Source organism: Pseudomonas sp. RT6P73 (assembly GCF_054897715.1).
In genome coordinates this window covers 2,251,907-2,278,442 of record NZ_JBUBUV010000002.1, presented here as the reverse complement: position 1 = coordinate 2,278,442, position 26,536 = coordinate 2,251,907, and the positions used below count along the sequence as shown (strand labels likewise).

At 61.0% G+C, this 26,536-nt stretch carries 23 protein-coding genes; 16 read left to right on the top strand and 7 right to left on the bottom strand.

The window, feature by feature from the left end; all coding sequences use genetic code 11:
- Positions 1-22: 22 nt before the first annotated feature.
- Positions 23-2,653, bottom strand: coding sequence for an MGH1-like glycoside hydrolase domain-containing protein (locus tag ACYZT6_RS11220; RefSeq protein ID WP_462026940.1), 2,631 nt, complete (start codon positions 2,651-2,653; stop codon positions 23-25).
- A 273-nt stretch (positions 2,654-2,926) separates the two neighbouring features.
- On the opposite strand from ACYZT6_RS11220, the gene ACYZT6_RS11215 reads away from it, so the two are divergent.
- From ACYZT6_RS11215 to ACYZT6_RS11205, 3 genes are all read left to right on the top strand, one after another.
- The gene (locus ACYZT6_RS11215; protein WP_462026939.1) at positions 2,927-3,790 is read left to right on the top strand and encodes a LysR family transcriptional regulator; all 864 of its coding nucleotides are present in this window, start codon (positions 2,927-2,929) and stop codon (positions 3,788-3,790) included.
- A 98-nt stretch (positions 3,791-3,888) separates the two neighbouring features.
- Complete coding sequence (locus ACYZT6_RS11210) at positions 3,889-5,034, top strand: sterol desaturase/SRPBCC family protein (protein ID WP_462026938.1); 1,146 nt, start codon at positions 3,889-3,891, stop codon at positions 5,032-5,034.
- Positions 5,031-6,122, top strand: a complete 1,092-nt coding sequence (locus ACYZT6_RS11205; RefSeq protein ID WP_462026937.1) for an SMP-30/gluconolactonase/LRE family protein — start codon at positions 5,031-5,033, stop codon at positions 6,120-6,122. The genes ACYZT6_RS11210 and ACYZT6_RS11205 overlap by 4 nt, the downstream gene beginning before the upstream one ends.
- A 141-nt stretch (positions 6,123-6,263) precedes the next feature.
- Here ACYZT6_RS11205 and ACYZT6_RS11200 read toward each other — a convergent pair whose 3' ends face one another.
- Positions 6,264-6,506: a hypothetical protein gene (locus ACYZT6_RS11200; RefSeq protein WP_462026936.1), complete on the bottom strand. Its 243-nt coding sequence runs from the start codon at positions 6,504-6,506 to the stop codon at positions 6,264-6,266.
- Positions 6,507-6,617: 111 nt separating this feature from the next.
- The gene (locus ACYZT6_RS11195; RefSeq protein WP_462026935.1) at positions 6,618-6,860 is read right to left on the bottom strand and encodes a hypothetical protein; all 243 of its coding nucleotides are present in this window, start codon (positions 6,858-6,860) and stop codon (positions 6,618-6,620) included.
- 219 nt (positions 6,861-7,079) lie between these two features.
- On the opposite strand from ACYZT6_RS11195, the gene ACYZT6_RS11190 reads away from it, so the two are divergent.
- Positions 7,080-7,601: a DUF4142 domain-containing protein gene (locus ACYZT6_RS11190; protein WP_462026934.1), complete on the top strand. Its 522-nt coding sequence runs from the start codon at positions 7,080-7,082 to the stop codon at positions 7,599-7,601.
- A gap of 55 nt (positions 7,602-7,656) precedes the next feature.
- Here the strand turns inward: ACYZT6_RS11190 and ACYZT6_RS11185 are convergent, their stop codons facing one another.
- Complete coding sequence (locus ACYZT6_RS11185) at positions 7,657-7,935, bottom strand: hypothetical protein (protein WP_462026933.1); 279 nt, start codon at positions 7,933-7,935, stop codon at positions 7,657-7,659.
- 284 nt (positions 7,936-8,219) lie between these two features.
- Here ACYZT6_RS11185 and ACYZT6_RS11180 point away from each other — a divergent pair, with 284 nt between their 5' ends.
- Genes ACYZT6_RS11180 through ACYZT6_RS11155 form a run of 6 tightly spaced genes read left to right on the top strand, consistent with a single transcriptional unit; the run spans position 8,220 to position 13,647 of the window.
- Positions 8,220-9,071: an STAS domain-containing protein gene (locus ACYZT6_RS11180; RefSeq protein ID WP_462026932.1), complete on the top strand. Its 852-nt coding sequence runs from the start codon at positions 8,220-8,222 to the stop codon at positions 9,069-9,071.
- Positions 9,072-9,075: 4 nt separating this feature from the next.
- Entirely contained in the window at positions 9,076-9,438 is a 363-nt protein-coding gene (locus ACYZT6_RS11175) for an STAS domain-containing protein (RefSeq protein ID WP_462026931.1), read from the top strand.
- A complete protein-coding gene (locus ACYZT6_RS11170) occupies positions 9,435-9,839 on the top strand; it encodes an anti-sigma regulatory factor (RefSeq protein WP_461958583.1) in 405 nt (134 codons plus the stop codon). The genes ACYZT6_RS11175 and ACYZT6_RS11170 overlap by 4 nt, the downstream gene beginning before the upstream one ends.
- Positions 9,836-10,846 carry an ATP-binding protein gene (locus ACYZT6_RS11165; RefSeq protein ID WP_462029935.1) on the top strand — a complete coding sequence of 337 codons (1,011 nt, stop codon included), beginning with the start codon at positions 9,836-9,838 and terminating at the stop codon, positions 10,844-10,846. The genes ACYZT6_RS11170 and ACYZT6_RS11165 overlap by 4 nt, the downstream gene beginning before the upstream one ends.
- Complete coding sequence (locus tag ACYZT6_RS11160; RefSeq protein WP_462026930.1) at positions 10,839-11,714, top strand: sensor histidine kinase; 876 nt, start codon at positions 10,839-10,841, stop codon at positions 11,712-11,714. The genes ACYZT6_RS11165 and ACYZT6_RS11160 overlap by 8 nt, the downstream gene beginning before the upstream one ends.
- The gene (locus ACYZT6_RS11155; protein WP_462026929.1) at positions 11,704-13,647 is read left to right on the top strand and encodes a response regulator; all 1,944 of its coding nucleotides are present in this window, start codon (positions 11,704-11,706) and stop codon (positions 13,645-13,647) included. Before ACYZT6_RS11160 ends, ACYZT6_RS11155 begins: the two co-directional genes overlap by 11 nt.
- 109 nt (positions 13,648-13,756) lie before the next feature.
- On the opposite strand, the gene uvrA is transcribed toward ACYZT6_RS11155, so the two are convergent.
- The 3 genes from uvrA to ACYZT6_RS11140 form a co-directional block, all read right to left on the bottom strand.
- Positions 13,757-16,390: an excinuclease ABC subunit UvrA gene (uvrA, locus tag ACYZT6_RS11150; protein WP_462026928.1), complete on the bottom strand. Its 2,634-nt coding sequence runs from the start codon at positions 16,388-16,390 to the stop codon at positions 13,757-13,759.
- Positions 16,391-16,580: 190 nt separating this feature from the next.
- Positions 16,581-18,692 carry a hybrid sensor histidine kinase/response regulator gene (locus tag ACYZT6_RS11145; protein ID WP_462026927.1) on the bottom strand — a complete coding sequence of 704 codons (2,112 nt, stop codon included), beginning with the start codon at positions 18,690-18,692 and terminating at the stop codon, positions 16,581-16,583.
- Positions 18,693-19,021: 329 nt separating this feature from the next.
- Positions 19,022-19,711 (bottom strand): GntR family transcriptional regulator, encoded by a 690-nt coding sequence (locus tag ACYZT6_RS11140; RefSeq protein WP_462026926.1) that lies wholly within the window; start codon positions 19,709-19,711, stop codon positions 19,022-19,024.
- Positions 19,712-19,851: 140 nt separating this feature from the next.
- On the opposite strand from ACYZT6_RS11140, the gene ACYZT6_RS11135 reads away from it, so the two are divergent.
- From ACYZT6_RS11135 to ACYZT6_RS11110, 6 genes are all read left to right on the top strand, one after another.
- Positions 19,852-20,937 (top strand): ABC transporter ATP-binding protein, encoded by a 1,086-nt coding sequence (locus ACYZT6_RS11135; RefSeq protein WP_462026925.1) that lies wholly within the window; start codon positions 19,852-19,854, stop codon positions 20,935-20,937.
- 1 nt (position 20,938) lies between these two features.
- Positions 20,939-21,856 carry an ABC transporter permease gene (locus ACYZT6_RS11130; RefSeq protein WP_462026924.1) on the top strand — a complete coding sequence of 306 codons (918 nt, stop codon included), beginning with the start codon at positions 20,939-20,941 and terminating at the stop codon, positions 21,854-21,856.
- Positions 21,853-22,641: an ABC transporter permease gene (locus ACYZT6_RS11125; RefSeq protein ID WP_461958577.1), complete on the top strand. Its 789-nt coding sequence runs from the start codon at positions 21,853-21,855 to the stop codon at positions 22,639-22,641. The genes ACYZT6_RS11130 and ACYZT6_RS11125 overlap by 4 nt, the downstream gene beginning before the upstream one ends.
- A gap of 19 nt (positions 22,642-22,660) precedes the next feature.
- Complete coding sequence (locus ACYZT6_RS11120; protein WP_462026923.1) at positions 22,661-23,713, top strand: extracellular solute-binding protein; 1,053 nt, start codon at positions 22,661-22,663, stop codon at positions 23,711-23,713.
- Positions 23,714-23,851: 138 nt separating this feature from the next.
- Entirely contained in the window at positions 23,852-25,048 is a 1,197-nt protein-coding gene (locus ACYZT6_RS11115; RefSeq protein ID WP_462026922.1) for an amidohydrolase family protein, read from the top strand.
- The gene (locus tag ACYZT6_RS11110; RefSeq protein WP_462026921.1) at positions 25,045-26,532 is read left to right on the top strand and encodes an amidohydrolase family protein; all 1,488 of its coding nucleotides are present in this window, start codon (positions 25,045-25,047) and stop codon (positions 26,530-26,532) included. The genes ACYZT6_RS11115 and ACYZT6_RS11110 overlap by 4 nt, the downstream gene beginning before the upstream one ends.
- The last annotated feature ends 4 nt before the right edge of the window (positions 26,533-26,536 follow it).

The following is a 26,536-nucleotide window of genomic DNA, read 5'->3' as shown; positions in this document are numbered from 1 at the left end:
AGAAATCTCCGCACTTGCGCTGTCAAGGCTGCAACAACAGCGCGATAAGCGCGCTCCATCCCGTCTGGTGGCTGGCCCCCAATCCGCGTCCGGTTTCCCCATGAAAATACTCATGGAACAGCACCAGATCGCGGCTGGCGGGGTCAGCCTGCAACTGCGGATACGCCGCCATTGACGGCCGATTGCCCTCTTCATCGCGCAGCACAAGCCGGGTCAGTCGTTGGCTCAAGCTGTCGGCCACTTCCTCCAGCGACGCCAGAAACCCCGACCCCGTAGGGTATTCCACCGAAAAGTTCTGATCGTAATAGCGATGAAACTCGCGCAGGGATTCGATCAGCATGTAGTTGATCGGCATCCACACTGGCCCGCGCCAGTTGGAGTTACCGCCATACAGGCGCGATTCGGACTCTGCCGGTTCGTAATGGGCACAGAGCCGTTCGCCATTGATTTGCAGGCCGAATGGCTGTTCGGCGAAGGCTTTGGACAATGAGCGAATACCGAATTCGGAGAGAAACTCGCTTTCATCAAGCATGCGTTTGAGCAGGTCCTTGGTGCGCTCGCCACGCAGCAACGCCAGCAGCATCCGATTACCTTCGCCCGGTTCGGTCCAGCGTGAAACCAGGCTGGCGAGGTCCGGGCGATGCCGCATGAAACCGAGCAAACGCTCACGCAAACCGGGTAGCCCCTCATGCTCGTGTTGCTCCAGCACTTGCACGGCAAACAGCGGCATCAGGCCGACGATCGAGCGCAAACGTAGTGGCTCATTCACGCCTTCGGGGCGATGCAGGACGTCGTAGAAGAAGTGATCCTGTTCGTCCCACAAGCCTTCGGCATCGGAGTCGACCCGATTGATGGCCCCGGCGATGTAGAGGAAGTGTTCGAAGAACTTCACCGCAATATCGACGTATACAGCGTTGCGTTTGGCCAGCTCCAGAGCGATGCGCATCAGGTCCAGCGCGTAGGCGGCGACCCACGCCGTACCGTCCGCCTGGTCGAGCTGATAGCCGGGCGGCAACAGCGCCGAACGGTCGAACAGGGCAATGTTGTCCAGCCCCAGGAAACCGCCCTGGAACAGGTTGCGGCCTTCGGCGTCCTTGCGATTGACCCACCAGGAAAAGTTCAGCAGCAGTTTGTGGAAGATTCGCTCAAGGAAATCCATGTCCCCTGTTCCAGTCAGCGCCTTGTCCTGCTGATACACCCGCCAACAGGCCCAGGCATGCACCGGCGGGTTGGCGTCATCGAAACGCCACTCGTAGGCCGGTAACTGGCCGTTTGGGTGCATGAAGCGGTCTTTGACCAGCAGCAGTAACTGATGCTTGGCGAATCCGGGATCGATCAGCGCGAACGCCACGGCCTGAAAGCCCAGATCCCACGAGGCGTACCACGGGTATTCCCAGGTGTCTGGCATGGACACGATGTCGAAGTTCGACAGGTGGCGCCAATGGGTATTGCGCCTGTGCGAACGCCCGGGCGGTGGCGAAGGCTGAGCCGGATCGCCGTCGAGCCACTGATTGACGTCGAAGTAATACAGCTGTTTCGACCAGAGCAACCCGGCCAGGGCTTGACGCTGAACGTTGCGCGCATCCGCATCGCCGATACCGGCTTGCAGGGCCGCGTAAAAATCATCGGCTTCGCTGCGACGCCGTTCGAACAGTGCTTTGGCGTTGACCTGAACCGCGCCGGCCGGAGCGAACCGCAGGTACACGCATCGGCTCTGGTCTGCTTCAAAATCCAGGGTGAAGTGCGCCGCTACCCGAGTGCCAGCATCATGGCGGATCGCACCGTTATTGCCCGCGACCAGAAAATCGTTGATTCCATCTTTGAATGGACCGCTCGCTGCCACGCCATCGAGTTTGGGGAGGTTGCTCTCGTTGTTGCAGAACAGCCATTGGCAGTCCTCCTCGCCCCAGGCGCTGGCCTGTCGATCGGCGAGTTGCGGGTGCCGGGCCAGGACCTCATCACCACTCAGCGTGAGGCTCGGTGGTGGCTCGTCCGCCGCCCAGCTCCAGGTGTTGCGTGCCCAGAGCTGCGGCAACACGTGCAGCCGTGCCGGCTGATCGGCCCGGTTGTGCACGGTGACGCGCATGAAGAGGTCATCGGCCGCGTGTTTGGCGTACTCCACCGTCACGTCGAAATAACGGTTGTCCTCGAACACGCCGGTGTCGAGGATTTCGTACTCGGTGTCGGCCAGGCCACGGCGAGCGTTTTCGGCCACTAGGTCGGCATAGGGGAATTCGGCGTGCGGGTATTTGTAGAGCATGCGCATGTACGCATGACTTGGCACGCCATCGACGTAGAAATACAGTTCTTTGACGTCCTCGCCGTGATTGCCTTCGGCGTTGTTCAGGCCAAACAGACGCTCTTTGAGAATCGGGTCACGCTCGTTCCACAGGCCCAGCCCCAGGCACCAGTGTTGAGCCTTGTCGCAAAACCCGGCAAGCCCGTCCTCGCCCCATCGATAGGCACGGCTGCGGGCGTGATCATGGGGAAAATAACGCCAGGCATCGCCATCGGCGCTGTAGTCCTCGCGCACCGTGCCCCATTGGCGCTCGCTCAAGTAAGGCCCCCATTCGCGCCAGGCCTCGGCATCGCGGCCGGCCAGGCGCAGGCCTTCAGTCGTATCGAGGATATTTGCTGCGTGCTTTGCCGTCATGGGGGGCGCCGTTGGGCTAGAGACGGTTGCAGTGTAGTGCTTCGCCGCGCCCCATAACTGAACAGACCCTGTAGCAGCTGCCGAAGGCTGCGTTCGGCTGCGCAGCAGTCGTAAATTCAGACCCCGCGGTGTTTCAGGCAGACCGAGATAGCCAAACTCGCGACTGCTTCGTCCGAACGCGGCCCGAGCCGAACGCAGGCTTCGCCAGCTGCTACATAAGCCGGCCCACGCGTATCCGTTTACAATGCCTGCACTCCCCGCACCGGCTGCCCCATGGACATCGATCTCGCTCGCACCTTTCTGGAAATTGTCCGCCACGGCAGCCTTGCCGCCGCCGCTGAAAAACTCCACGTCACCCAGACCGCAATCACCGCGCGCGTGCAAAAACTCGAGAGCCAGCTGGCCAGCACGCTGTTCGTGCGCAACCGCGCCGGTGCGCGCCTGACGCCCAACGGCGAGGCCTTTGTGGTGTACGCCAATCAACTGGTCGAGACTTGGGAAGCGGCGCGTCGGGACTTGCCGTTGCCCGAGGGTTACCGCGACGTGCTGCACATCGGCGGTGAAGTCAGTCTGTGCAATCCGCTGATGCTCAGCTGGGCCGGCGAACTGCGCGAGAAAATCCCCAGCCACGCCTTGCGCATGGAAATCCGTGACGGCGAGAACCTGTTGCGCCAACTGGAACTGGGGGTGCTGGACGCGGCGCTGGTCTATCAGCCCGAGTATTGGCCGCGTCTGCAGGTCGAACAGATCCTCGAAGAAAAACTCATCCTCGTACGCCTCGCCGGGCGCCCTGATCCTTACGTGTACATCGACTGGGGCCCGGACTTCCGCCGCCAGCACGATTCCGCCCTGCCAGAAAAAGCCAAGGCAGCCCTGAGCTTCAACCTCGGGCCACTGGCCCTGCAATACATCCTGGAAAACGGCGGCAGCGGCTACTTCCGCACCCGCGTGGTCCAGAGTTACCTGGAAAGCGGCGTGCTGGAGCCCGTGCCCAAAGCCCCGGAATTCAGTTACCCGACCTATTTGGTTTATTCGCGCGATCGCGACTCGGCGACCCTGCAACGGGCCTTCGATCTGTTGCGTGAAGTGATCAAGACCGACGACGACTGGTCCCAGCGCTGGAACCCGCTGACCTGAATACACCGGATCATGGCGCTTGTGTCCTTCAGGTTTGCTCAAGCCAGTGCGGGCAGATCAGCTAATCTGCTGGTTAACAATAACCAGAGGTGACCGCAGTGAGGCAGACCACCCAGGCATTTCGCAGCCGCTATCGCGCTGACATTCATCCCCGCTACAACCCATGGCTGCACGGCGCCTTTGTGCTGCTGTTCGGCTTGCTGGCTATCGGCGGGTTCTGGAGCACCGTGCATCAGGTCCAACCGCTGGAATGGCTGGCGGTGCCACTGACGCTGTTGTTCTTCAACTTCGGCGTGTACATGGTGCATCGGCATCTGGGGCATCACAAAAAGAGCTTCGCGCGGATGTTCTACGCCCGCCATGCCGGCGACCATCACAGCTTTTTCGCCCCCGGCCACATGACCTACGACAGCGCTCGGGACTGGCGGGTGATTCTGTTCCCGGCCTGGCTGATCGTGGTGCACACCGTCCTCATCACTCTGCCCCTTTGGTGGCTGTTCAAGCAGTTCGATGCCAACGTCGCCGGACTGTTCGGTGGCTGTCTGGTCCTCGGTTACCTGATGTACGAGGTGTTTCATGCCTGCGAGCACTTGCCCCCCGAAAACCCGGTCACGCGTCTGCCGTGGATCCGCCAGATGCGGCGCCTGCATGAACTGCATCACCGTCGCGAGCTGATGCAGGAGCGCAATTTCAATATCGTTTTTCCGCTGATGGACTACCTGTTCGGCACCCTGTACTGGGAACCGGAGCATGACACCCCGCCCCTGACGAGAACGACCATGACCCGCATGCAGCACCAGATCGCCATCGCTGGAAATCCGATTGAAGTGCTCGCCTATGCCAGCACCGTCACCCGTTGGCCGGAGTGGCATCCGTCCTCCCTCAAGGTCGAGGGGCAAGGTGGCCCGCTGCATGCCGGCCAGCGGTTCGAGGAAGACATCCGTGCCGGCGGGCGTACGGGGCACTTGAGCTGGGAGGTCAACGAATACCTGCCAGGACGGCGCTGGAGTGCCTGGGCGCGCGGTGATCATGGGTTGTCGCTGGTCGTGACCTACGAATGCGAGGCGCAGGGTCAAGGCACACGCTTTGTGCGCACGCTGGAGTATCAGTTCAGTGGCCTGGCGATGCGTATCACCAATAAATTGCTGCTCAAGCGGCGCATCGAACGCGAATCCGCAGCGTCGATGCTGGCGTTGCGCGAGATGGCGCAAAAACACCTGACTCCGGCAGGAGTCACCGTGTGAGAAGAGCCTTCAGGTTTCGTAATCTGCTGTTGCTGCTGATCATTCTCCTGGGGGCTTTTCTGCTGTTGTTCCCGACCAAGGTTCGGCCGGTGGCCTGGACTCCACCACCGGCGCCTTCCCTCACCAGCGGTGTGTACGCCGACAATCAGCGCCTCAAAGGGGTGGAACGTGTCGGCCCGGCGGACATCGAGGGGCCCGAGGCGCTGCTGCTGGAAGACAACGTGCTCATCACCGGGCTGCACGACGGCCGGCTGATCCGCACCAGCCTCGACGGCAAGGACACCAAAGTCCTGGCCGATACCGGCGGCAGGCCGCTGGGCCTGGCACGCCACCCGAATGGATTGCTGGTGATCGCTGACGGCGTCAAAGGTTTGCTGTCCCTGGATGCCCAGGGCCGGTTGATCCCGCTGACCACTGCGGCTGGCAGCGAGCCTTTCGGCTTTACCGATGACGTGGCCATCGACAAGTCCGGGCACTACGCCTATTTCAGCGACGCCTCAAGCCGCTGGGGCTATGGCAAGGATGGCGAGGCGATCCTCGAGCACGGTGGCGACGGCCGTTTGTTGCGCTATGACTTCCAGACGGGCAAGACCACGGTGCTGCTGGACAAGCTCGAGTTTGCCAATGGCGTGACGCTGGGGCCGGACGATAGCTTTGTGCTGGTCAACGAAACCGGCGCATACCGTATCACTCGCTTCTGGTTGAGTGGGCCGAAAGCCGGAACCCACGACGTGTTTATCGACAATCTGCCGGGGCTGCCGGACAACCTCGCCTTCAATGGCCGCGACCGCTTCTGGGTGGCGCTCTACGCACCGCGCAATGCACTGCTCGACGCCACGGCGCCGCACCCGTTCGTGCGCAAGATGATCGTACGGGCAATGACGGTGCTGCCCAAACCCGTGGAAAAACGCGCCTTTGCGCTGGGTCTGGACCTTGACGGCAAGGTGATTGCCAACCTGCAGGATGCTAGTACCGGCAATTACTCGCCGATTACCACGGTGCGCGAGTATGGGGACTGGTTGTACCTAGGGTCGCTGAAGGCAATGAACATGGCGCGGTTGCCCCTCACCATCGCCCTCCAGAAATAACGAAAATCAACTGTAGGAGCGAGGCTTGCCCGCGAAGGCGTCTATTCAGTCGATATCAATATTGAATGTGAAGGCCTCTTCGCGGGCAAGTCGGATCGCCGCACCGCTCGCTCCTACAGGGGATTTGTGTGTGAAGTTGGGTTAGCGGGGATCCATTGGGTTATCGCGTACGGCGTTGTCCGTCTCCTCGCGCCCCCGTTCCGGGTCCATCGCGGTGGAGTCGTCCTCGTCCAGCGGACGTACACCTTCATTGTTCGGCAATTCGTCGATGCCTGGCTCGTCTTCGGGATTGACCGTGGTGCGGCCGGGGCTTAACGGTTCAGGATGAGTCGGAATCGGGTCGAACCCGCCCTGCTCTTCACTTGGAAATTTCGGGTCGGTCATAAGGCACCTCGCAGGGAGTCGAAAGGGTCGGACTCTGATCTTTCGAGGTGCCGGTTTTGATCACCGTTCCAATTTTTCAGCCACCGGTCGTCGGTGGGTTGGCGAGGCGTGTCAGGATGGCGTTTGGAGCCGATCAACGATCTTTTGCTTAACCTGCACGCGCTTCTCCTTAAGTTTCTTCAGTGCGTCATCGCTGGGCGCATCCGATTGTGCGGTTTCAGCCCTTACTACCTCGGCGTCCGCTTGCGAATACTTGTTGATCAGCGAATCCAGTAACGGATCCTTGGTGCGTTTTTGCTGGATATCTTCCTTTGAGAGTTTCAAGTCCTGATAAAGGTCGTGTGGCACCGGCATGGAACACCTCCGTTTGTTGATCGGTAGCAAACGCGATCAATTGCGTTCACCAACTATCAGAATGGCCTCGGTTGACGGGTTCTGTCGACCGCCTATCAGACCAGCGGTGTCCGTTCGTCGTCCTGGCGCAATCCCGATAAAACCTTTGCCCAAACGCCTGCCTCCATTGAATAACGATCACCTCGATCGCTTATCAAAACCCTGTGTGGAGAATGACCAATGGACGGATTCACCCTGCGCCACCTCGCCCTGGCCGTAGCCTTGAGCGCCAGCATGGGCACCGCATTTGCCGCCACTTCCAATGACTTTGTCGACAACGCAGCCGCAGGCGGCATCGCAGAAATCGAAACCAGCAAACTGGCCCTGGAAAAAAGCTCATCGGCGGACATCAAGGCGTTCGCCAATATGATAATCACCGACCACACCAAGGCTAATAAGGAACTGACTGCGCTGGCGAAAAAGAACGACATTGAGGTGCCGGACGACACGACATTGGTGAAGCAGGCCAAGGAAAAAATCCTCGACATGCGCGACGAATCCTTCGATGCGGCCTATGCCAATAACCAAGTGAAGGCCCACGAAGAAACCATCGAGCTATTCAAGAAACAAGCCAACACGGTGACGGACGACAAGGTCAAAGGCGCCACCGACCTGAAAGGCTTCGCGCAAAAAATGTTGCCAGCCCTGGAAAAACATCTGGATATGGCGAAAAAACTCCAGGCCGCCCACCCCAGCAAATAACCCCCTAAAAGAAGGCCGCATCGATTGATGCGGCCTCTTTTTTAGCCTGACGAAACTAGCCGCCATCCGTATCGATGTCGGCATCAGTATCTTCGCCGGGTTTTGGCCGGTCTGGCGTCGGTTTGAAACCAGGGCTGAACTCATTGTCGTTGTCGGTGTGGTGGTTCTTCTGATCCACCGCTGCATCGGCATCAGCGCTCTGCGAGCCGGTGGATTGGCTCTGACGCTGACCACCCGGCGCGCCCTCACCCGGGGTCTGCGGGTCAATCGCCGGGTCATTACGGTCAACCGGCGCCCCCGAAGAATCCTGTCGTTGTGTCGATTCGTCTTTCATACGTACCTCGCTCGTGACGGCAAGCCCACGATTCAAACGGCCGGGGCCTTGAAGGTTCGAAGCCATCCTCGGACAGGGGTTCAATTCAATGGACAGGCACCCGGCAAGACAAAGGTCAAAAAATCGCCGTCGACGGCTGTGCCGACTAGAGTTATCGGGCAAGTACTGGCCAGGACGAAAAATATCCCGCCCGACTTACTAACTATTTCACCCGGAAAATGTCACTGACTCGGGCCCATTGTTTTTTGGGGAATCGGCCCGTCAAATTTCAGGAGCACAAGGACATGGCAGCAATGCAAATCAGCACACTCGACGCGATGAAGAACAACCAGGCGCAACTGCTTGGCGATTGGAACAGTGGCCTGGAAGCCAGTGGTGCCAACCGTAATCTCAAGGACCATGAGCTGAAACAGCAGACCTCGGAATTTCTTCAGCTGGTGGTCACGGGCCTGGAAAACGGCAACGGCTCGAACATCGCCGCGCCGGGCTGGGACGAAGTTCGCCAATTCCTCGAAAAACTCTCCCACAGCCGCGCCCTGCTCGGCCAAGACTCCCACCAGACCGCCACTTTCATCTTTTCGCTGAAAGGTCCGCTATTTTCCCTGCTCCAATCCCACTACAAAGACACTCCCGCTGTATTGACCGAGCAGCTTTTGGAAGTGTCCGAGCTGCTCGATGCGCTGGGCATGCACACCATCCGCACCTTCCAGAAATCCCGCGAAGCGGTGATCAAGCGTCAGCAGGAAGAACTGCTGGAGCTCTCCACCCCGGTGGTCAAGCTCTGGGACGGTGTACTCGCCCTGCCGATGATCGGCACCCTGGACTCGCAACGCACCCAGGTGGTGATGGAATCGCTGCTGCAACGGATCGTCGATACCGGTTCGGAAATTGCCATCATCGACATCACCGGCGTGCCGACCGTCGACACCCTGGTGGCGCAGCACCTGCTCAAAACCGTGACCGCGATTCGCCTGATGGGTGCCGATTGCATCATCAGCGGCGTGCGTCCGCAGATCGCCCAGACCATCGTCCACCTGGGGCTGGACCTGCAAGGCGTGGTCACCAAGGCCAACCTGGCCGATGCCCTCAAACTGGCTTTGACCCGTCTGGGAATCACCGTCAGCAAGACGGTATAAGCCGATGGAACGCATTCCTATTCTAAAAATGGGCGATTTTCTGCTGGTGACCATTCAGGTCGACATGCACGATCAGCTTGCCCTGACCTTGCAGGATGACCTGTCGGAGCGCATCAGCAGCACCTCGGCGCGGGGCGTGTTGATCGATATCTCCGCGCTGGACATGGTTGATTCGTTTATTGGGCGGATGATCGGGACGATTTCCGGGCTGTCGAAAATCATGGACGCCGAAACCGTGCTGGTGGGCATGCAGCCGGCCGTGGCGATTACGCTGGTTGAGCTCGGCCTGACCTTGCCCGGGGTCAGCACCGCGCTGAACGTCGAGCGCGGGATGAAACTGCTTCATGAACGAGTGCTCAAGCAATGACCCTGCGCAGCAGCGGCACTCAGCCCATTCAGATCGAGCAGGATGTGGTCCTGGCTCGGCAGACTGCGCGCAAGCTGGCCACCGAGTGCGGCATGCGCCTGATCGACCTGACGAAACTGGTGACCGCCGTCAGCGAGCTGGCGCGCAACACCATGGTCTATGGCGGCGGTGGCGACATGGACTGGCAGATCCTCGACGAAAACTCGAGGGTCGGCTTGCGCCTGACGTTTCGCGATGAAGGCCCTGGCATCCCGGACATCAAACTGGCCATGACCGACGGCTGGACCTCCGGCAGCGGTCTGGGCCTTGGCTTGACCGGGGCAAAACGGCTGGTGGAGGAGTTCGAACTGGACACCGAGCCCGGGAAAGGCACTCGCATAACGATCACCCGATGGACATGAACATTGGGGGGTCGATGACCCAAGTGCTGTTGATCGAGGACAGCAGCCAGATCGGCTTTGCCCGGCGCACCGCGCAGAAGCTCGCCGAAGACCATAGTTTCGACGCAACGGACGCCGGCCGCGTGGCGCTGGTGGCTACTGAATTGGCCAGCAACGTACTCAAGCACGCAACCCGGGGCGAATTGCACTTGCGAATCCTGCCCGGTAAAAGCGCCAGCGGCATCGAGATGCTTGCGGTGGACCGTGCCCAAGGCTTTGACTTGCAGGCGTGCATGGCTGACGGGTTTTCCACGGGAGGCACTCAGGGCATCGGCCTGGGTGCGGTGTCGCGCCAGACGGACGTTTTCGATGTTTACACCGACTCACGCGGCACCGTGTTGCTGGCCCGTTTGTATCCACGCGCCAGCAAGGCAGCGGACTTGCGCATCGGCATCAGCCAGCACTCGCTGCACGACGATCCGGCGTGCGGCGATGTCTGGCACCTGGCGTTCGACGGGGCCAATATCAGTGCCTTGATGATCGACGGCCTGGGCCATGGCGAAGAAGCCGAACGCGCCGCCCGCGCCGGAGAAAAAGCCTTCGCCGTGGCACCGTTTGCCGTGCCGGTGTTCTTGCTCGAAGACATTCACCGGGCCATGATCGGTACCCGGGGCGGCGCCTTGGCGATTGCGCAGTTCGACGGCCACCATGGCACACTCAGATTCACCGGCATCGGTAACATCGGCGGCAGCCTGATCAGCCTGGACAAGTCCCGTGGCCTGGCGTCCCATCCGGGTATCGTCGGCGGGCAATACCGGAAAGCGCAGCCTTTTGACTATGCTCACGTGAACGGACATCTATTGATCATGTACAGCGACGGCCTGCAGTCCCGTTGGAATTTGAACGACTACCCCGGCCTGGTGCACCGTCATCCCGCTGTGATAGCCGCAGTCCTGCATCGCGATTTCTGTCGCGGGCGGGACGATGTGACGGTACTGGTCGTTGCGTTGGAGACCGCCCATGGCTGAGTCGCCCATGCCGCCAATCGAAGAACCCTCGGCACTGATCGAGCGCCTGCAGAACGAAACCGCAGCGTTGCGCGAGGAGCTCGACGAAACCAATCAGGGCGTGCTCGCGTTGTACGCCGAGCTCGACACCCAGGCTGAAGAACTGCGTCAGGCGTCGGACCTCAAAAGCCGCTTCCTGTCGTACATGAGTCACGAGTTTCGCACGCCGCTGGGCTCGATCCTGAGCATCGCCAGCCTGCTGACCGATGAACTCGACGGCCCGCTGAGCCCCGAGCAACACAGGCAGGTCGCGTTCGTCAGCACCGCCGCGCGGGAGCTGAGCGACATGGTCGACGACTTGCTGGACCTTGCGAAAATCGAGGCCGGGCGCATCACTATCTCGCCTGCCTGGTTCGACATGTTCGACTTGTTCGCCGCCCTGCGCGGCATGTTTCGCCCGATCGTCGACGCGTCGGCGGTCGACCTGATCTTCGCAGAACCGGTCGGTCTGCCGCGCCTGTACACCGATGACAAGAAGCTGGCGCAGATCCTGCGCAACTTCATTTCCAACTCGCTGAAGTTCACCACCCGCGGTGAAGTGCGGGTTTCGGCCTCTCTTGAGGGCGCCAGCCATGTGCGCTTTGCCGTCAGCGACACAGGAATAGGTATCGCTGCCGAGCTACATGGGGCATTGTTCGAGGACTTTTCCCAAGTCGATTCGCCCCTGCAAAAACGCCTGCGCGGCACCGGTCTGGGCTTGTCCTTGTGCAAACGCTTCGCCGAACTGCTGGGTGGCGAGGTCGGGGTCGAAAGTACACCCGGGGTCGGTTCGACCTTTTTCGTGATCATCCCGCTGGCCATCGCCATGGAGCCTGCCGATGAAACGTGACATTCGCCTGTTGATCGTCGATGACAACGTCGCCACTCGCTACGCCCTGCGCCGACGCCTGGAGCCACACGGCTACATCGTGCTGGAGGCCGGAACCGGCGGCGACGGCCTGGCGCTGATCGACAGCGAATTGATCGATGCGCTGATTCTGGACGTCAACCTGCCCGACATGAGCGGTTTCGACATTGTCCGTAAACTGCGTTCGGAACCTGCCACGGCGTTGCTGCCGGTGATTCACGTGTCGGCGGCGTCGATCCAGACCGGCGACATCATCACCGGCCTCGACGCCGGGGCCGATGCCTACCTGATCCATCCCGTTGACCCGGACGTGTTGCTGGCGACCCTGCGCACCTTGCTGCGGGTGCGTGATACGGAAAACGCTTTGCGTGAAAGCGAGGCGCGTTTTCGCGAGATTTTCGTCAATGTCTCGGCGCCCATCGCGGTGCTGGACGCTCAATTCAAAGTCCACGAATGCAATCATGCCTTCTCCCGACTGATTCAGGACAACCGCGACCCGGACACCTTGCGCGAATGCTTCGCCGACCAACAGCAAGCGATCCTTGATGAACTGCGCGTACGCCTGACCGCGGGTGAACGCTGGAAAGGCACGCTGAATATGCGGATCGAGGGGGAGCTGCGGGAAACCGAGTGGCAGATTTCGCCGTATCGCACCCCTGAACTGAGCCTGGTGTTCGTGGAGGACGTCACCGAACACCGCCACCGCGAACGCTCGCACCTGGCGCGGCTCGACGACACCACGTTGCAACTGGAACACGAGATCGCCGCGCGCGTGCGCACCGAGAGCCAGTTGCTGCAAGTGCAGAAAATGGACGCATTGGGCAAGCTGACCGGCGGCATCGCCCATGACTTCAACAATCTGCTGACCGGCATCATTACCAGTCTGGAATTGATCCAGAAAAGGGTCGTCGACTCGCGTACCGACAAGGTCCAGTTCTATGCCGAAGCGGCACTGAACTCGGCCATGAGCGCCGCCTCCCTGACCCATCGCTTACTGGCCTTCGCCCGCCAGCAGCCGCTCAATACCCGGCCGGTGGACATCAACGAACACATCCGGTCCCTCGAAGAATTGCTGGCGCGTACCATCGGCGAACACATCGCGCTGAAACTCGAACTGACCTCCAAAGCCGCGATTGCCCTCGTCGACCCGATCCAGCTGGAAAGTGCCGTACTCAACCTGGTGATCAACGCGCGCGATGCGTTGCCGCAGGGCGGGAATATCTGGGTCAGCACCTACGCGGCGTATTCGCGTGGTGATTTGAAACTGGCGGACGGGGCGTACGTCGCCTTGTCCGTGCGCGATGACGGGACGGGCATCGAACACAACGTGATCGACAAGGTGTTTGACCCGTTTTTTACCACCAAGCCACTGGGCCAGGGCACCGGGTTGGGGTTGTCGAGTATTTACGGGTTCGCCCGACAATCGGGTGGCGATGCGCACATCCGCAGCGTGGCCCGCCGTGGCACCGAAGTGACCATCATGCTGCCCGCCAGTGCCGATCCGACGGCCACTGAAGCGGAACAGACGACAGTCGATCAACAGGGCTCGGGTGAGCATGTGTTGATTGTCGAAGACATGCCGTCGGTGCGCATGTTTGTCGCCGAAGTGCTGTTGGATGCCGGTTACCGCTGCACCCAGGTGGGCGATATCGAAGGCGCCCTTGAACGCCTGCAAAACGACCCCACGATTGATCTGATGCTGACGGACGTGGGTCTGCCGCGCATGAACGGCCGGGAACTGGCCGATGTCGCCCGTAGTTGGCGTGAAGGCCTGCCGATCCTGTTCATGACCGGTTACGCGGAGAATGCGATCAACCGCCAGGTGTTCCTGGGCGAAGGCATGGACATGCTGATCAAGCCGTTTCAGATCAATGAGCTGCTGGACAAGGTCCGGCGCACGATCGACCGCGCCTGACGCAGGTCCTGTAGGAGCGAGCGGTGCGGCGATCCGACTTGCCCGCGAAGAACGATAACCGGGTTTGTCTGAATGTCCGCGGCGCTTCATTCGCGGGCAAGCCTCGCTCCTACAGGGAAAGTGTCCGGGCTAAAAACGGAGCCGTCCGGCTCTTCTTGCTCCTGGCCACTTTCTGCGGCGTGCCGGCAACGACAATCTTGCCGCCCTGATCCCCCGCCCCCGGCCCGATATCGATCACCCAGTCGCTCTGCGCAACCACGCGCATTTCATGCTCCACCACAATCACCGTGTGCCCCGCCGCCACCAGCGTATTCAACTGTTCAAGCAGTCGGTCAACGTCCCGTGGATGCAAACCGGTAGTCGGTTCGTCGAGCACATACAACGTCGCCCCACGCTGGTTGCGTTGCAGCTCGGTCGCCAGTTTGATGCGCTGGGCTTCGCCTCCCGAGAGCTCGGTGGCCGGCTGGCCGAGACGCAGATAGCCCAGGCCGATATCCCGCAGCACTTCCAGGGATCGGCGAATGCCCGGTTGCTCGGCGAACACCTCGACCGCTTCGTCCACCGTCAACTGCAACACCTGGGCAATGTTCAACCCTTGCCAGATGATCGCCAGCGTCTCGGGGTTGTAGCGAGCGCCATGACAGGTCGGGCACGGGGCATAGACGCTGGGCATGAACAGCAACTCAACGCTGACAAAACCCTCGCCTTCGCAGGTCGGGCAACGGCCCTTGGCGACGTTGAAGGAGAACTGCCCGGCGTCATAACCTTCGGCCTGCGCCTGGGGCGTGGCGGCGTACAGTTTGCGCACGTTATCGAATAGCCCGGTGTACGTCGCCAAGTTCGAGCGCGGCGTGCGGCCAATGGGTTTCTGATCGACCTGCACCAGGCGCTTGATCGATTCCAGCCCGGCCGTGACCTGACCGCCGCTGACTTGCGGCGCATCGTCCTCAAGGCTCAACTCTTCCGGTTCGCTGGCACTGGCACCACGTCCCAGATGCGCCCCCACCAATTCCAGCAAGGCCTGACTGACCAGGCTTGATTTGCCGGAACCGGAAACGCCGGTCACCGAGGTAAAACATCCCAGAGGAAACTCGACGCTGAGGTCGTTCAGGTTATTGCGCGTGATGCCTTCCAGGCGCAGCCAATCGGTCGGTTTGCGGCCGGTTCTGGCGTCAGTGACCTGCTCGGCGAACAGGTAGGCGCGGGTCTGGGAGTCCTTGACCTCGACCAGCCCTTGCGGCGGTCCGCTGTACAGAATCCGCCCGCCATGCTCACCCGCCGCCGGGCCGACATCGATCAGCCAGTCCGCACGTCGCATGGTTTCCAGATCGTGTTCAACCACAAACAGCGTGTTGCCGGCAGCTTTCAAGCGTTGCAGCGCTTCGAATAGCGCTTCGCCATCCGCCGGGTGCAGACCGGCGGACGGTTCATCCAGCACGTAGATCACGCCGAACAATTGCGAGCCCAATTGAGTCGCCAGACGCAGCCGCTGCAACTCGCCGGACGACAGCGTCGGCGTGCTGCGCTCCAGGGCCAGATAACCCAGACCCAGGTCGGTCAGGGTGCTGACCCGCTCCAGCAAGTCCTGGGCGATCCGTTGCGCGGCCAGGCGTTTCTCCACCGACAGGTTAGGCGTGTGCCGCACGTCCGGCGCGTTGGCATGAGCGCTGGCGCCGTGGGCTACGCGCTGTTCGCGGGCCTCGCGGGTCTGGCGGTGAGTCAACACCTCGCCCGCCTCCTCGGCCTGTTCCAGGTAACTGTGGACCGCCACCGGTTTCAGCACCTCGGCCACTTGCAGCAACGGCATCTGCGACAGCTCGCCGATGTCGTAGCCGGCAAAGGTCACCGACAACGCCTCGCGCTTGAGCCGTTTGCCGTCGCACAACGGGCACGGGCTGCCGAGCATGAATTGCGCGACGCGCTTCTTCATCAACGCACTTTGCGAATGACTAAACGTATGCAGGATGTAGCGTCGGGCACCGGTAAACGTGCCCTGGTAGCTGGGCTCCATTTTGCGTTTGAGCGCGACTTTGGTTTCTTCAGGGCTGAGCCCGGCATACACCGGAACGGTCGGTGTTTCCTCGGTGAAGAGGATCCAGTCCCGCTGTTTTTTCGGCAGATCGCGCCAGGGTTTGTCGACGTCGTAGCCCATCGTCACCAGGATGTCGCGCAGGTTCTGCCCTTGCCACGCCGTTGGCCAGGAAGCCACCGCGCGTTGGCGGATGGTCAGGCTCGGGTCCGGGACCATCAGGGCTTCGGTGACTTCATAGACTCGGCCCAAACCATGACATTCGGGGCAGGCGCCTTGAGGTGTGTTGGGCGAAAAGTCCTCGGCATACAACATCGGCTGCCCCGGCGGATAGCTGCCGGCCCGGGAATACAGCATGCGGATCAGGCTCGACAGCGTTGTCACGCTGCCCACCGAAGACCGCGTACTCGGCGTGCCGCGCTGCTGTTGCAGGGCCACGGCCGGTGGCAGGCCTTCGATGGAATCCACGTCAGGCACACCGACCTGATCAATCAGACGCCGCGCATACGGCGCCACGGATTCGAAATAGCGGCGTTGTGCTTCGGCATACAGCGTGGAAAACGCCAGCGACGACTTGCCCGAACCCGAGACCCCGGTGAACACCACCAATGCGTCCCGGGGAATGTCGACGTCAATGTTCTTGAGGTTGTGTTCCCGGGCACCGCGTACCCTGACCATGCCGGAAGGAGGATTGGAGGTGCGACTGGACGTCATCGGGTAGCCTTAGTCAGATTACAGAAAAAACACAAAACCCCTGTGGGAGCGAGCCTTTGTGGCGAGGGGGCTTGCCCCCGTTGGGTCGCGAAGCGGCCCTAAAAATGGGACTGCTGCGCAGTCCAACGGGGGCAAGCCCCCTCGCCACAAAGGTTCACTACCACAGGGAATAGTCCCGCACTGGATGTGGTCAGCCGCTGAGGACGGTGTGGATCATGTGTGTCAGTGCCTCGGGCCCATACGGTTTGCTCAGCAGATGGGTATCGGGGCTGAGTTGGTGATTGCGCGAAATGATGTCTCGGGTATGGCCGGAGGTAAACAGCACCGCCACCGGGGGATTTTGCACCTTGGCCCAGGCCGCCAGGTCCGAGCTTTTGATCAGGCCGGGCATGACCACATCGGTGAAAATCAGGTTCACCCCCACGCCCTCCAGCAACATCTGCATCGCCTGGTCGCCGTTGGCCGCGGTCAGGACCTGATAGCCCTCTTCGCGCAGTAACTCCACCGCCGAGCTGCGCACCGCTTCGTTGTCCTCCACCACCAGAATGCTTTCGTGCCCGCCCCGGCGAGGTAAATCCCGCTGCGTTGGTTCACTGGGCAACGCGCGCAAGCTGCGTGGGAAGTAAAGCTGCACCCGAGTGCCCTGCCCGACGACGCTGGAGATTTCGATGTGCCCGCCGCTCTGTTTGACGAAGCCGAACACCATGCTCAGCCCCAACCCCGTGCCCTGACCGTCGGCCTTGGTGGTGAAAAACGGCTCGAACGCCTGTCCGAGCACTTCGGGTGACATGCCAGCGCCCGTATCGGCAACCGCGACTCGCACATAATCGCCCGCCACGATGCCCTTGCCGGAACAGAATTTACGGTCGAGCGCCACATTCTCGGTGCTCAGTTCGATGGTCCCTTCGCCCTGCATGGCGTCACGGGCATTGATCGCCAGGTTGAGAATCGCGTTTTCCAGTTGGTTGCGGTCGACGTTGATGTGCCAGGGTGCCTGCGGCACCTGCACATCGATCTGGATGGTTTCCCCCAGCGCCCGCTGCAACAGCTCGCCCAGGCCTTCGAAGATCTGTTGTGGATCGCACACTGCCGGCGACAACGGTTGGCGTCGGGCAAACGCGAGCAGTTGAGAAGACAGTTTGGCGCCGCGCTCGACGGCCGCAATTGATGCACTGACCCGGCGCTGCACGTTGGCGTTGTCCGGCTCATGCCGCGCCAGCAAGTGCAAGTTGCCGGCGATCACCTGCAGCAGGTTATTGAAGTCGTGGGCCACACCTCCGGTGAGGCCGCCGATGGCTTCGAGCTTCTGCGATTGGCGCAGTTGTTCTTCAGCCGCCAGCCGCGCATCGACTTCGTCGGCCACGCGCTGCTCGAGGTTGCGGGTGAATTTGAGCAAGGACTCTTCGGCAATCTTGCGTTCGTGAATGTCGATCAACACCCCGGGAAAACGGAATGGCTCGCCCTGATCGTCGAACTCGCAACACCCACTGGCCTGCACCCACAGATAACTGCCGTCGGGGCGCAGGACCCGGTACTCGGCATTGAAGGGCTCGCCGGTTGCCACTGATTGACTGACCTGTTCCTGGACCCAATTGCGGTCGTCGGGATGAATCTTTGCTTCGGCGATGTCGGTGCACAGGTCGGCCAGGTTCTGTTCGGCGGGATAGGAAAAAGTCCGGGCAAAGCGCTCGTCGCCGGACAGCACATTGCCCTTGATGTCCCAGACGAACGAGCCGAGCAAAGCCCCGGCATTGAGCGCCAGGCGCACACGTTCGTTGTCGGCGCGATAAGCATCTTCGGCTTGCTGGCGACGACGTTCGGAAATTACATGTTCAGTGGTGTCGACCACTATCGCCAGGACCCCGGCCGGCGTCCCTTCATCATTTGCCACCGGGCTGTAATAGAGGTCCATCCAGACGTCTTCAGGGATCCCGTTCCTTAGCAGCACCAGTTCTTTATTGCGATAAGACAAGGTGCCGCCTGCCAGGCAGGTGTCGACGACATGGCGATTGAACTCGGCCACTTCCGGCCAGCCCAGCTCCACCGGAGCACCCAGCAGATACGGATGACGGCCACCGGCAAACACCGAGTAGGCATCGTTATAGATCATGTAGCCCGCCCGTCCCCAGAGCATCACCATCGGCAGCGGGGACGCGAGCATCATCTGCACCGCGCTGCACAGACTGGCGGGCCAGGCGTCGATGGTTCCAAGCTCGGTCCGGCTCCAGTCGAACGCACGGATGCGCCCGGCCATTTCACCGTTCCAGCCGGCACACCCGTGGCTATCAGAAAGAAACTGCATCGACTGGCTTTATGTCCCTGTGATTGACTGGCTTGCGAGATCGCAATGAAGCGAGGACGGCGCAGGCCCGTTTGTTTCGAGCACCATCGACGTCAATGGTTTCATAGAGGTTAGCCGATTCTTGATCTGTAGATTCTTGTTGAGTGGCCATGCAAAGAACCCTGTAGCAGCTGCCGAGCAGCGCGAGGCTGCGTTCGGCTGCGAAGCAGTCGTGAATTCAGACAACCCGGTGCATGAGATAGACCGTGCGTTCAGGTTTTACGACTGCTTCGCAGCCGAACGCAGCCTCGCGCTGCTCGGCAGCTGCTACAGATATCGCGGGGCAACCATTAAACCTCGATCAGGTGCTTAAGCGGGTGATAGCCGGTTTTCAGTGTGGCAGCGACGTCGAGGATGGCCTTCTCGATGCCATTCAAATGCATGCAGGTCAGTTCGATGGCCGCGCTCTGATTACCGGCCTCGATGTACTCGATCAGCCGCAAGTGTTCGTCGTCGCGGCACGCCTCGTGGCTGTCGTCATCCAACGCGGCGGCGTATAGCGAGGCGCGGGAAATCAGCTTCTGGAACCAGTCCAGCAGCACCGGGTTGTTCAGGCTTCGTGCGAGCTTGATGTGGAACTCCCCGAGCAAATGAATCAGCCGTTCATGGTCGCCGCTGCGGTGCGCTTCATCCTCTAGTAACAGATGATCGCGCAGGTCCTGGGACACCGCGGTGTCACGACGACGGCAGAGTTCGCTGACGATGCCGATCTCGACCAACCGCCGGGTTTCGAATAGCGAGCGGATCTCTTCGTCGCTGGGCAACGACACCGACGCCCCTTTATTGGGCTCGGTGGTCACCAACCCATCCGCTTCCAATTGCTTGAGTGCGGCACGAACCGACGTGCGGCTGACATTAAAAAGTTCGGCCAGCGACGCCTCACCAAGCTTCATCCCGGGACGCAACGAACGTTTGCTGATCGCCTCGTAAACCCCTTGGTAGACACGGTCGACCGTGGTTTCGAGTTTCTTCTCGGTCATTTCAACCCTCCTTTTGCGCTAAACAACCGGCCCCAGGCGATGAGCAGCCTTTGAAAAAGGGGGTTGCACGGGCAGGTTAATCCGGTTATTTGTAGATTGCATCCAGATATTGCATACAATAATTAGAGGATTGCACCATTATGGGTCAACCAATAGCTATCGAAGTGCGTAACGTCTTTAAGCGGTATTCCGACGATCCGGGGCTGGTTCCAGCCCTCGACAACGTTTCAGTCGACATTGCCGACAACGAATTCTTCACCCTGCTCGGCCCTTCCGGCTGCGGCAAAACCACCCTCCTGCGCACCATCGCCGGCTTCGAGCATGTCAGCGAAGGCGAGATCCGTCTTGCGGGTGAACCAGTCAATGATTTGCCGCCGTTCAAGCGCCGGGTCAACACCGTCTTCCAGAGCTACGCGCTGTTTCCGCACATGAGTGTCGCGCAGAATATCGCCTTCGGCCTCGAGATGCAGGGTCTTGATCACAAGCAAATTGCGCAGCGCGTCGATGAGATGCTCGCGCTGGTACAAATGCAACACTTGGCCAAGCGCAAACCGGCCGAATTGTCTGGCGGTCAGCAGCAACGCGTGGCCCTCGCCCGGGCCCTGGCGCCGAAACCCAAAGTGCTGTTGCTGGATGAGCCGCTGTCGGCGCTGGACCTCAAGCTGCGCAAGGAAATGCAGGTCGAACTCAAGCGCGTGCAGAAGGAAGCCGGGATCACGTTTATTTTCGTGACCCACGATCAGGAAGAAGCGCTGACCCTGTCCGACCGCATCGCCGTGATGTCCGCCGGCAAGATCCTGCAGATCGGCACGCCCAACGACATTTACGAACGCCCACAGCATCAGTTCGTCGCTCAGTTCATCGGCGACATCAACTTCCTTCCCGGTCATCTCAAGCGCGGCCAGCAGAACGAAAAACTCTTCGTGCCGAGCGGCATGCCGGTGGAAATCCCCTGCCCGGCCGAGGGCTTCGACGGCGCGGCCGTTCAATTGGCCTTCCGCCCGGAGCGTTCGCAACTAGTGGACCCAGCGCAACCGCATCACCTGCGTGGCGTGATCGAAGCGGTGTTGTATGTCGGCACCGCGACCCTTTACCAATGCCGCTTGAACAACGACATCAAAGTCATGCTGCGTGAGAACAACGAAGGCCTCAACCGCGGCCGGGTGGTCGGTGATCGTGTGGCGGTCAATCTGCCGCCTCACGCCTGTCTGTTGATGGAGGCCTGAGATGAGCGTCAGCAGCATTTCTCCCGCCCTCAACCGTGCGCTGTTGCTCAGCCCGGTGGTTCTGACTTTGCTGGCGCTGATCGCCATTCCGCTGGGCATCATGGGCTACATCAGCCTGCTGCCGCGCAACGTGTATGGCGGCGTCGACTGGCAAGCCGACTGGCAATTGCACAGCTACGTGCAGCTGTTTTTCCAGGAAGGATTCGACGGTGAACTGGAGCTGAACTGGGTCTACGCCCAGGCGTTGTTGCGCTCGGTGTTCCAGGCCGGTGGCACCACGTTGCTGTGTTTCCTGTTCGGTTTTCCGGTGGCGTTGTGGATGTCGAGCCTCACGCCACGTCGGCGCAACCTCATGGTTCTGCTGATCACCATTCCGTTCTGGACCAACCTGCTGATCCGCAACTATGCGTGGCTGATCATCCTGCGCGAGCACGGTTGGGTGGCCCAGAGCCTCAACGCGCTGTTCCCGCAGGCCGGTGGTATCACCCTGCTCTACAACGACTTCGCCGTCAGCGTCGGGCTGGTCTACAGCTTCCTGCCGTTCATGATTCTGCCGATCTACTCGACCCTGGAAAAACTCGACTGGCGCCTGGTAGAAGCCGCCTACGACCTCGGTGCCAATCGTTGGCATGCGCTGAAGCGGATCATTCTGCCGCTGTCGATGCCGGGGGTGATTGCCGGCGCGCTGCTGGTGTTTGTGCCGAGCCTCGGTGCCTTCATTACCCCGGCGATTCTCGGCGGCGGCAAGACGCTGATGATCGGCAACCTGATCCAGCAACAGTTCGGCACCGCGCGCAACTGGCCGCTGGGCAGTTCGCTGTCGTTCCTGTTGCTGGGGATTCTGTTGCTGTCGCTGGTGGGCTACGCGCTCTACAGCCGCAGCGCTGCCAAAACGCTACGTTGGGGAGCCACCGCATGATCGCCCTGCACCTGAAAAAACTGCCGCTCACCCGCGAAGTCAGTCTGCTGATCCTGGCCTATCTGTACGTGCCGATCTTTGTCCTGATCGCCTACAGCTTCAACGCCAACCGCTCGGCAACGGTGTGGACCGAGTTCTCGTTCGCCTGGTACGGACGGATTCTGGCCAACCCGTCGATTCAAACGGCGGCGTTGAACTCGATCATCGTCGCCAGCATCGCCACGGTCTGCGCCACGGCGATTGCGCTGCTCGCGGCGCTGGCGACGTACCGTCCGTTCTATGGACAGAAGATGGTCGAGGGCGGGATCAACCTGCCGCTGATCCTGCCGGAGATCGTCACCGCCGTGGCCACCCTGCTGCTGTTCATGGCACTGGGGATCAAACTCGGTTTGCTGACGGTGATCGTCGCGCACATCGGTTTTTGCATTCCCTTCGCCTACCTGCCGATCCGCGCACGCTTGAACGATCTGGACAAGAGCCTGCTGGAGGCGGCGAACGATTTGTACGCCAACCCGTGGCAGGTGTTTCGTCGGGTCACGTTGCCGCTGTTGTGGCCGGCGGTGTTGTCCGGTTCGGTGCTGGCGTTCGTGGTCAGCCTCGACGATTTCATCATGACCTTCTTTGTCGCCGGGCCGGGTTCAACCACCTTGCCGGTGTACATCTTCTCGGCAATCAAGGCTGGCGTGACGCCGGAGATCAACGCGATCTCGACCCTGATGCTGTTGATTTCCATCGTGCTGGTGGTGCTGGCCTTCTGGCTGGGACAGCGCGGCAAAAACCAATAATCCTGGAGCGCACAAAAACATGAAAATGAAAAACATGTGTTTCGCCGTCACCGGTCTGGCCCTGAGCTGCTTCACCGCCCTCAGCGTCCAGGCTGCCGAACCCAAGGAATTGTTCTTCTACAACTGGACCGACTACTACCCGGTCGACCTGCTGGCCAAGTTCGAAAAAGAGACCGGAATCAAGGTCACCATGGACGGCTACGACAGCAACGAAACCCTGCTGGCCAAGTTGCAGGCCGGTGGCGCGGCGTATGACGTGATCGTGCCGTCGCAGTCGATCATGCGCACCTTGATCAACCAGAACCTGCTGCTGCAAATCGACGCAGCCGCCCTGCCCAACTTCCAGCACGTCAAACCGGCGTTCCGCGACCCGAGCTTCGACCCGGGCCGCAAGTTCTCCGCGCCGTACTTGTGGGGCACCACCGGGTTTTCCTATGACAGCGCACGGGTGCCGGGCGGCAAACTCGATGACTCGTGGAAAGAGTTCTTCGAACCGCGCAAGGAACTGCAAGGACAACTCGCCGCCCTCGACACCTCCAGCAGCGTGATCAACGCCGCCAGCCATTACCTGAACGTCGACGAATGCAGCGAAAACCCGCAGGACGCCAAGCGCATCCTCGAACTGCTGCAAAAACAGAAACCGTTCCTGAAGATGTATAGCTCGGACAACACCGTCGACCGCATGGCCTCCGGTGAAGTGATCATGATGCAGAACTGGAACGGCTCGACCGCCCGCGCCACGTTGCAGAAGAGCACCATCAAATACGTGTACCCGCGCGAAGGCCTGGCCATGTTCCAGGACAACTTCGCCGTGCCGAAAAGCGCGCCGCACCCCGGCAACGCGAAGATCTTCATCGACTGGATGATGAAACCGGAAAACGCTGCCGCCGTGTCCAACTCCATCGCCTACGCCAACGGCATCCAGAGCGACAAGCTGCTCGACGCCAAGTGGAAAGTCATGGACGCCATCAACATGCCCGACGAATTCGCCTCGCGCCTGCGCCCGGAAAAAGAGTGCAGCAACAAGGCGCGGGAGCTGCAGGATCGGGTTTGGTCGAAGCTTAAGGGCTGATCCAAGACCGAGTCGTGGCCTTCGCGGGCAAGTCGGATCGCCGCACCGCTCGCCCCTACAGGTTTGGCGCTGTTCTTGTAGGAGCGAGGCTTGCCCGCGAAGAGGCCCGCCCTGACAACACAAAATCAGAGGTATGCAATGACCCACCCCCGCTGGCTACGTAATGTGCGGCCCTACGGTGCCTCCGCCGAAGACCTATTGCTGGAAAACGGCCTGTTCAACGATCGACGCCCGGCCTCCAGCACCCCGCTGACCGCCACCGACATCGACGGCCAACACCAGCTCCTCACCCCGGCCCTGGTCGAAAGCCATGTCCACCTCGACAAAACCCTCTGGGGCCAACCCTGGCGCCCGAACAGCGCCGGCCCGACGCTCAAGGACTACATCGCCAACGAGCGCCGCGTCTTGCGTGAAGTCGAGGCGCCCATCGCCCAACGCGCTAGTGCGCTGCTGGAAAACTGCATCGCCCGGGGTTCGCTGACCATGCGTTGCCACGTCGACATCGACCCGGAATTCGGCCTGCGCCATGTCGAGGCCATGCAACAACTGCGTGACACCTACCGCGACCTGATCGACCTGCAACTGGTGGTGTTTCCGCAAACCGGCCTGATCAGCCGCCCCGGCACCGCCAAATTGATGCGCGAAGCGATGGCGCTGGGCGTGGAAAACGTCGGCGGCCTCGACCCGTGCGGCATCGACAACGACCCGGTCGCGCAACTCGACTTCGTCTTCAAACTGGCCAGCGAATTCGACCGTGGTGTCGACATTCACCTGCATGACAAAGGTGAACTGGGCCTGTGGCAAATCGCATTGATCGCTGACTACACCGAGCGTTTCGCACGCCAGGGTCAGGTGATGATCAGTCACGCGTACTGCCTGGGGATGTTGCCGTGGAGTCAGGTCAAACCGCTGGCCGAACGCTTGGCGGCGCTGGGGATTTCGCTGATGAGTTCGGCACCGGCCGATTGCGCGGTGCCGCCGTTTCTTGCATTGCGCGAAACAGGCGTGAATGTCTGCCTCGGTTCGGACGGCATTCGCGATGCCTGGTCACCGATGGGCAACGGCGACATGCTGGAACGGGCGATGCTGTTGGCGTTCCGCTTTGATTTGAACAAGGACGAGGAACTGGCGGCAGCGTTCGAAGCGGCGACGGTGAATGGTGCTCGGGCGCTGGGCCTTGAAGGTTATGGCGTGGAGATCGGCCGGCCGGCGGACTTCCTGCTGATGCCGGTGCAGACGTTGGGCGAAGCCGTGGTTTCACGCCCCGTGCGCCAGGTTTATCGCGGCGGTGAGCTAATCGCTACGGGCGGCCGTTTGCTGGACAGTCGCTTGTGAAACGCATCGGTCTGAAAGCCAGTTGCGTGGTCGGTTTCGACGGCACGCAACACGTGCTGTGGCGCAACGGCGAAGTGGTGTTCGAAGGTTCGCGCATCGAGTTTGTCGGGCGTGATTATGCGGGACCGGTGGATCAGTGGATCGACTACGGCAACGCGCTGATCGGCCCGGGCTTCATCGATCTGGATGCGTTGGGCGATCTGGACTCCACGGTACTGACGCTGGACAACGGCAATGAACGGGACATGGGCCGCATGTGGTCCGAGGAGTATCTGTCGGCCGGTCCGCGCGAGAGTTTCAACCCCGACGAAGAAGTCTTCAAATACCGCTACGCCTTCACTCAACTGATCCGCAACGGCATCACCACGGCCATGCCGATCACCTCGATGTATTACCGCGAGTGGGCCGAGACCTACGACGAATTTGCGGCCGTGGCGGGAGTGGCTGCCGAGTTGGGGCTGCGGACTTATCTCGGCCCCTGCTACATGAGCGGCATGAGTTACTGGCGCGCCGATTGCACCCTCGGGCATCACTGGGATGAAGCGCGGGGAATGGCCGGGCTGGATGCGGCTGTGCGGTTTTTCCATGATTTCGAGGGTGCACACGACAGTTTGATTCGTGGCGCGTTGTTGCCGGATCGAATCCAGACGTGCACCCCGGCGCTGCTGCAACGCACCGCCGCGCTGAGTCGCGAACTGAACGCGCCGATGCGGCTGCATTGCTGCCAAGGGCTGGGTGAAGTGGCGATGGTCGAGCAACTGCGCGGTATGTCGCCGCTGCGCTGGTTGCAGCAATTGGACCTGCTGACCCCGCGCAGCCTGCTACCTCATGGCATCTACACCTCAGGCGATGACGATCTGCAACGTGTGGTGGATGGCGGCGCAAGCCTGGTGCATTGCCCGGTGGTGTTTGCCCGCGACGGTGAGGCGCTGAATTCCTTTGGTCGTTATCGGGCCAAGGGTATCAACTTCGCCCTGGGCACCGACACTTGGCCGGCGGATTTGCTGGAGAACATGCGCCAGGGCTTGAACATCGCCCGTTTGATGGAGGGCGGTGGGGCCTTGACCAGCACGCTGGACATGTACAACGCCGCCACGCTCGGCGGCGCCAAAGCCTTGGGCCGCGGCGATCTCGGCCGCCTGGCGCCGGGAGCGAAAGCCGACATCACGGTATTCAGCCTTCACGGCTTGCACCTGGGGCCGTTGTTCGACCCGCTGAAAAACCTGGTGCTGGCCGGTCGCGGCGATGACTGCATCGCCAGTTACATCGACGGCCGTTGCGTCATGCAGGACGGCCAGGTCCAGGGCATCGATTACCCCGCCCTGCAACGCCAGGCCCAACAACAATTCGAAAAACTGATGCGTAGCCACAGCGACCGGGCCTTTGGCCAACCGGACTGGAAAACCCTGTTCAAACCGGCCATTCCGTTCGCCGACGACTACAGCGCACACGCGCCGCTGAGCGCGATTGATCCCCTTCTTTAGAGAT

Coding starts and splice junctions, on each gene's coding strand:
- ACYZT6_RS11220 (WP_462026940.1), bottom strand. CDS start 2,653: ATGACGGCAAAGCACGCAGCAAATATCCTCGATACGACTGAAGGCCTG.
- ACYZT6_RS11215 (WP_462026939.1), top strand. CDS start 2,927: ATGGACATCGATCTCGCTCGCACCTTTCTGGAAATTGTCCGCCACGGC.
- ACYZT6_RS11200 (WP_462026936.1), bottom strand. CDS start 6,506: ATGACCGACCCGAAATTTCCAAGTGAAGAGCAGGGCGGGTTCGACCCG.
- ACYZT6_RS11195 (WP_462026935.1), bottom strand. CDS start 6,860: ATGCCGGTGCCACACGACCTTTATCAGGACTTGAAACTCTCAAAGGAA.
- ACYZT6_RS11190 (WP_462026934.1), top strand. CDS start 7,080: ATGGACGGATTCACCCTGCGCCACCTCGCCCTGGCCGTAGCCTTGAGC.
- ACYZT6_RS11185 (WP_462026933.1), bottom strand. CDS start 7,935: ATGAAAGACGAATCGACACAACGACAGGATTCTTCGGGGGCGCCGGTT.
- ACYZT6_RS11180 (WP_462026932.1), top strand. CDS start 8,220: ATGGCAGCAATGCAAATCAGCACACTCGACGCGATGAAGAACAACCAG.
- ACYZT6_RS11175 (WP_462026931.1), top strand. CDS start 9,076: ATGGAACGCATTCCTATTCTAAAAATGGGCGATTTTCTGCTGGTGACC.
- ACYZT6_RS11170 (WP_461958583.1), top strand. CDS start 9,435: ATGACCCTGCGCAGCAGCGGCACTCAGCCCATTCAGATCGAGCAGGAT.
- ACYZT6_RS11165 (WP_462029935.1), top strand. CDS start 9,836: ATGAACATTGGGGGGTCGATGACCCAAGTGCTGTTGATCGAGGACAGC.
- ACYZT6_RS11160 (WP_462026930.1), top strand. CDS start 10,839: ATGGCTGAGTCGCCCATGCCGCCAATCGAAGAACCCTCGGCACTGATC.
- ACYZT6_RS11155 (WP_462026929.1), top strand. CDS start 11,704: ATGAAACGTGACATTCGCCTGTTGATCGTCGATGACAACGTCGCCACT.
- uvrA (WP_462026928.1), bottom strand. CDS start 16,390: ATGACGTCCAGTCGCACCTCCAATCCTCCTTCCGGCATGGTCAGGGTA.
- ACYZT6_RS11145 (WP_462026927.1), bottom strand. CDS start 18,692: ATGCAGTTTCTTTCTGATAGCCACGGGTGTGCCGGCTGGAACGGTGAA.
- ACYZT6_RS11140 (WP_462026926.1), bottom strand. CDS start 19,711: ATGACCGAGAAGAAACTCGAAACCACGGTCGACCGTGTCTACCAAGGG.
- ACYZT6_RS11135 (WP_462026925.1), top strand. CDS start 19,852: ATGGGTCAACCAATAGCTATCGAAGTGCGTAACGTCTTTAAGCGGTAT.
- ACYZT6_RS11130 (WP_462026924.1), top strand. CDS start 20,939: ATGAGCGTCAGCAGCATTTCTCCCGCCCTCAACCGTGCGCTGTTGCTC.
- ACYZT6_RS11125 (WP_461958577.1), top strand. CDS start 21,853: ATGATCGCCCTGCACCTGAAAAAACTGCCGCTCACCCGCGAAGTCAGT.
- ACYZT6_RS11120 (WP_462026923.1), top strand. CDS start 22,661: ATGAAAATGAAAAACATGTGTTTCGCCGTCACCGGTCTGGCCCTGAGC.
- ACYZT6_RS11115 (WP_462026922.1), top strand. CDS start 23,852: ATGACCCACCCCCGCTGGCTACGTAATGTGCGGCCCTACGGTGCCTCC.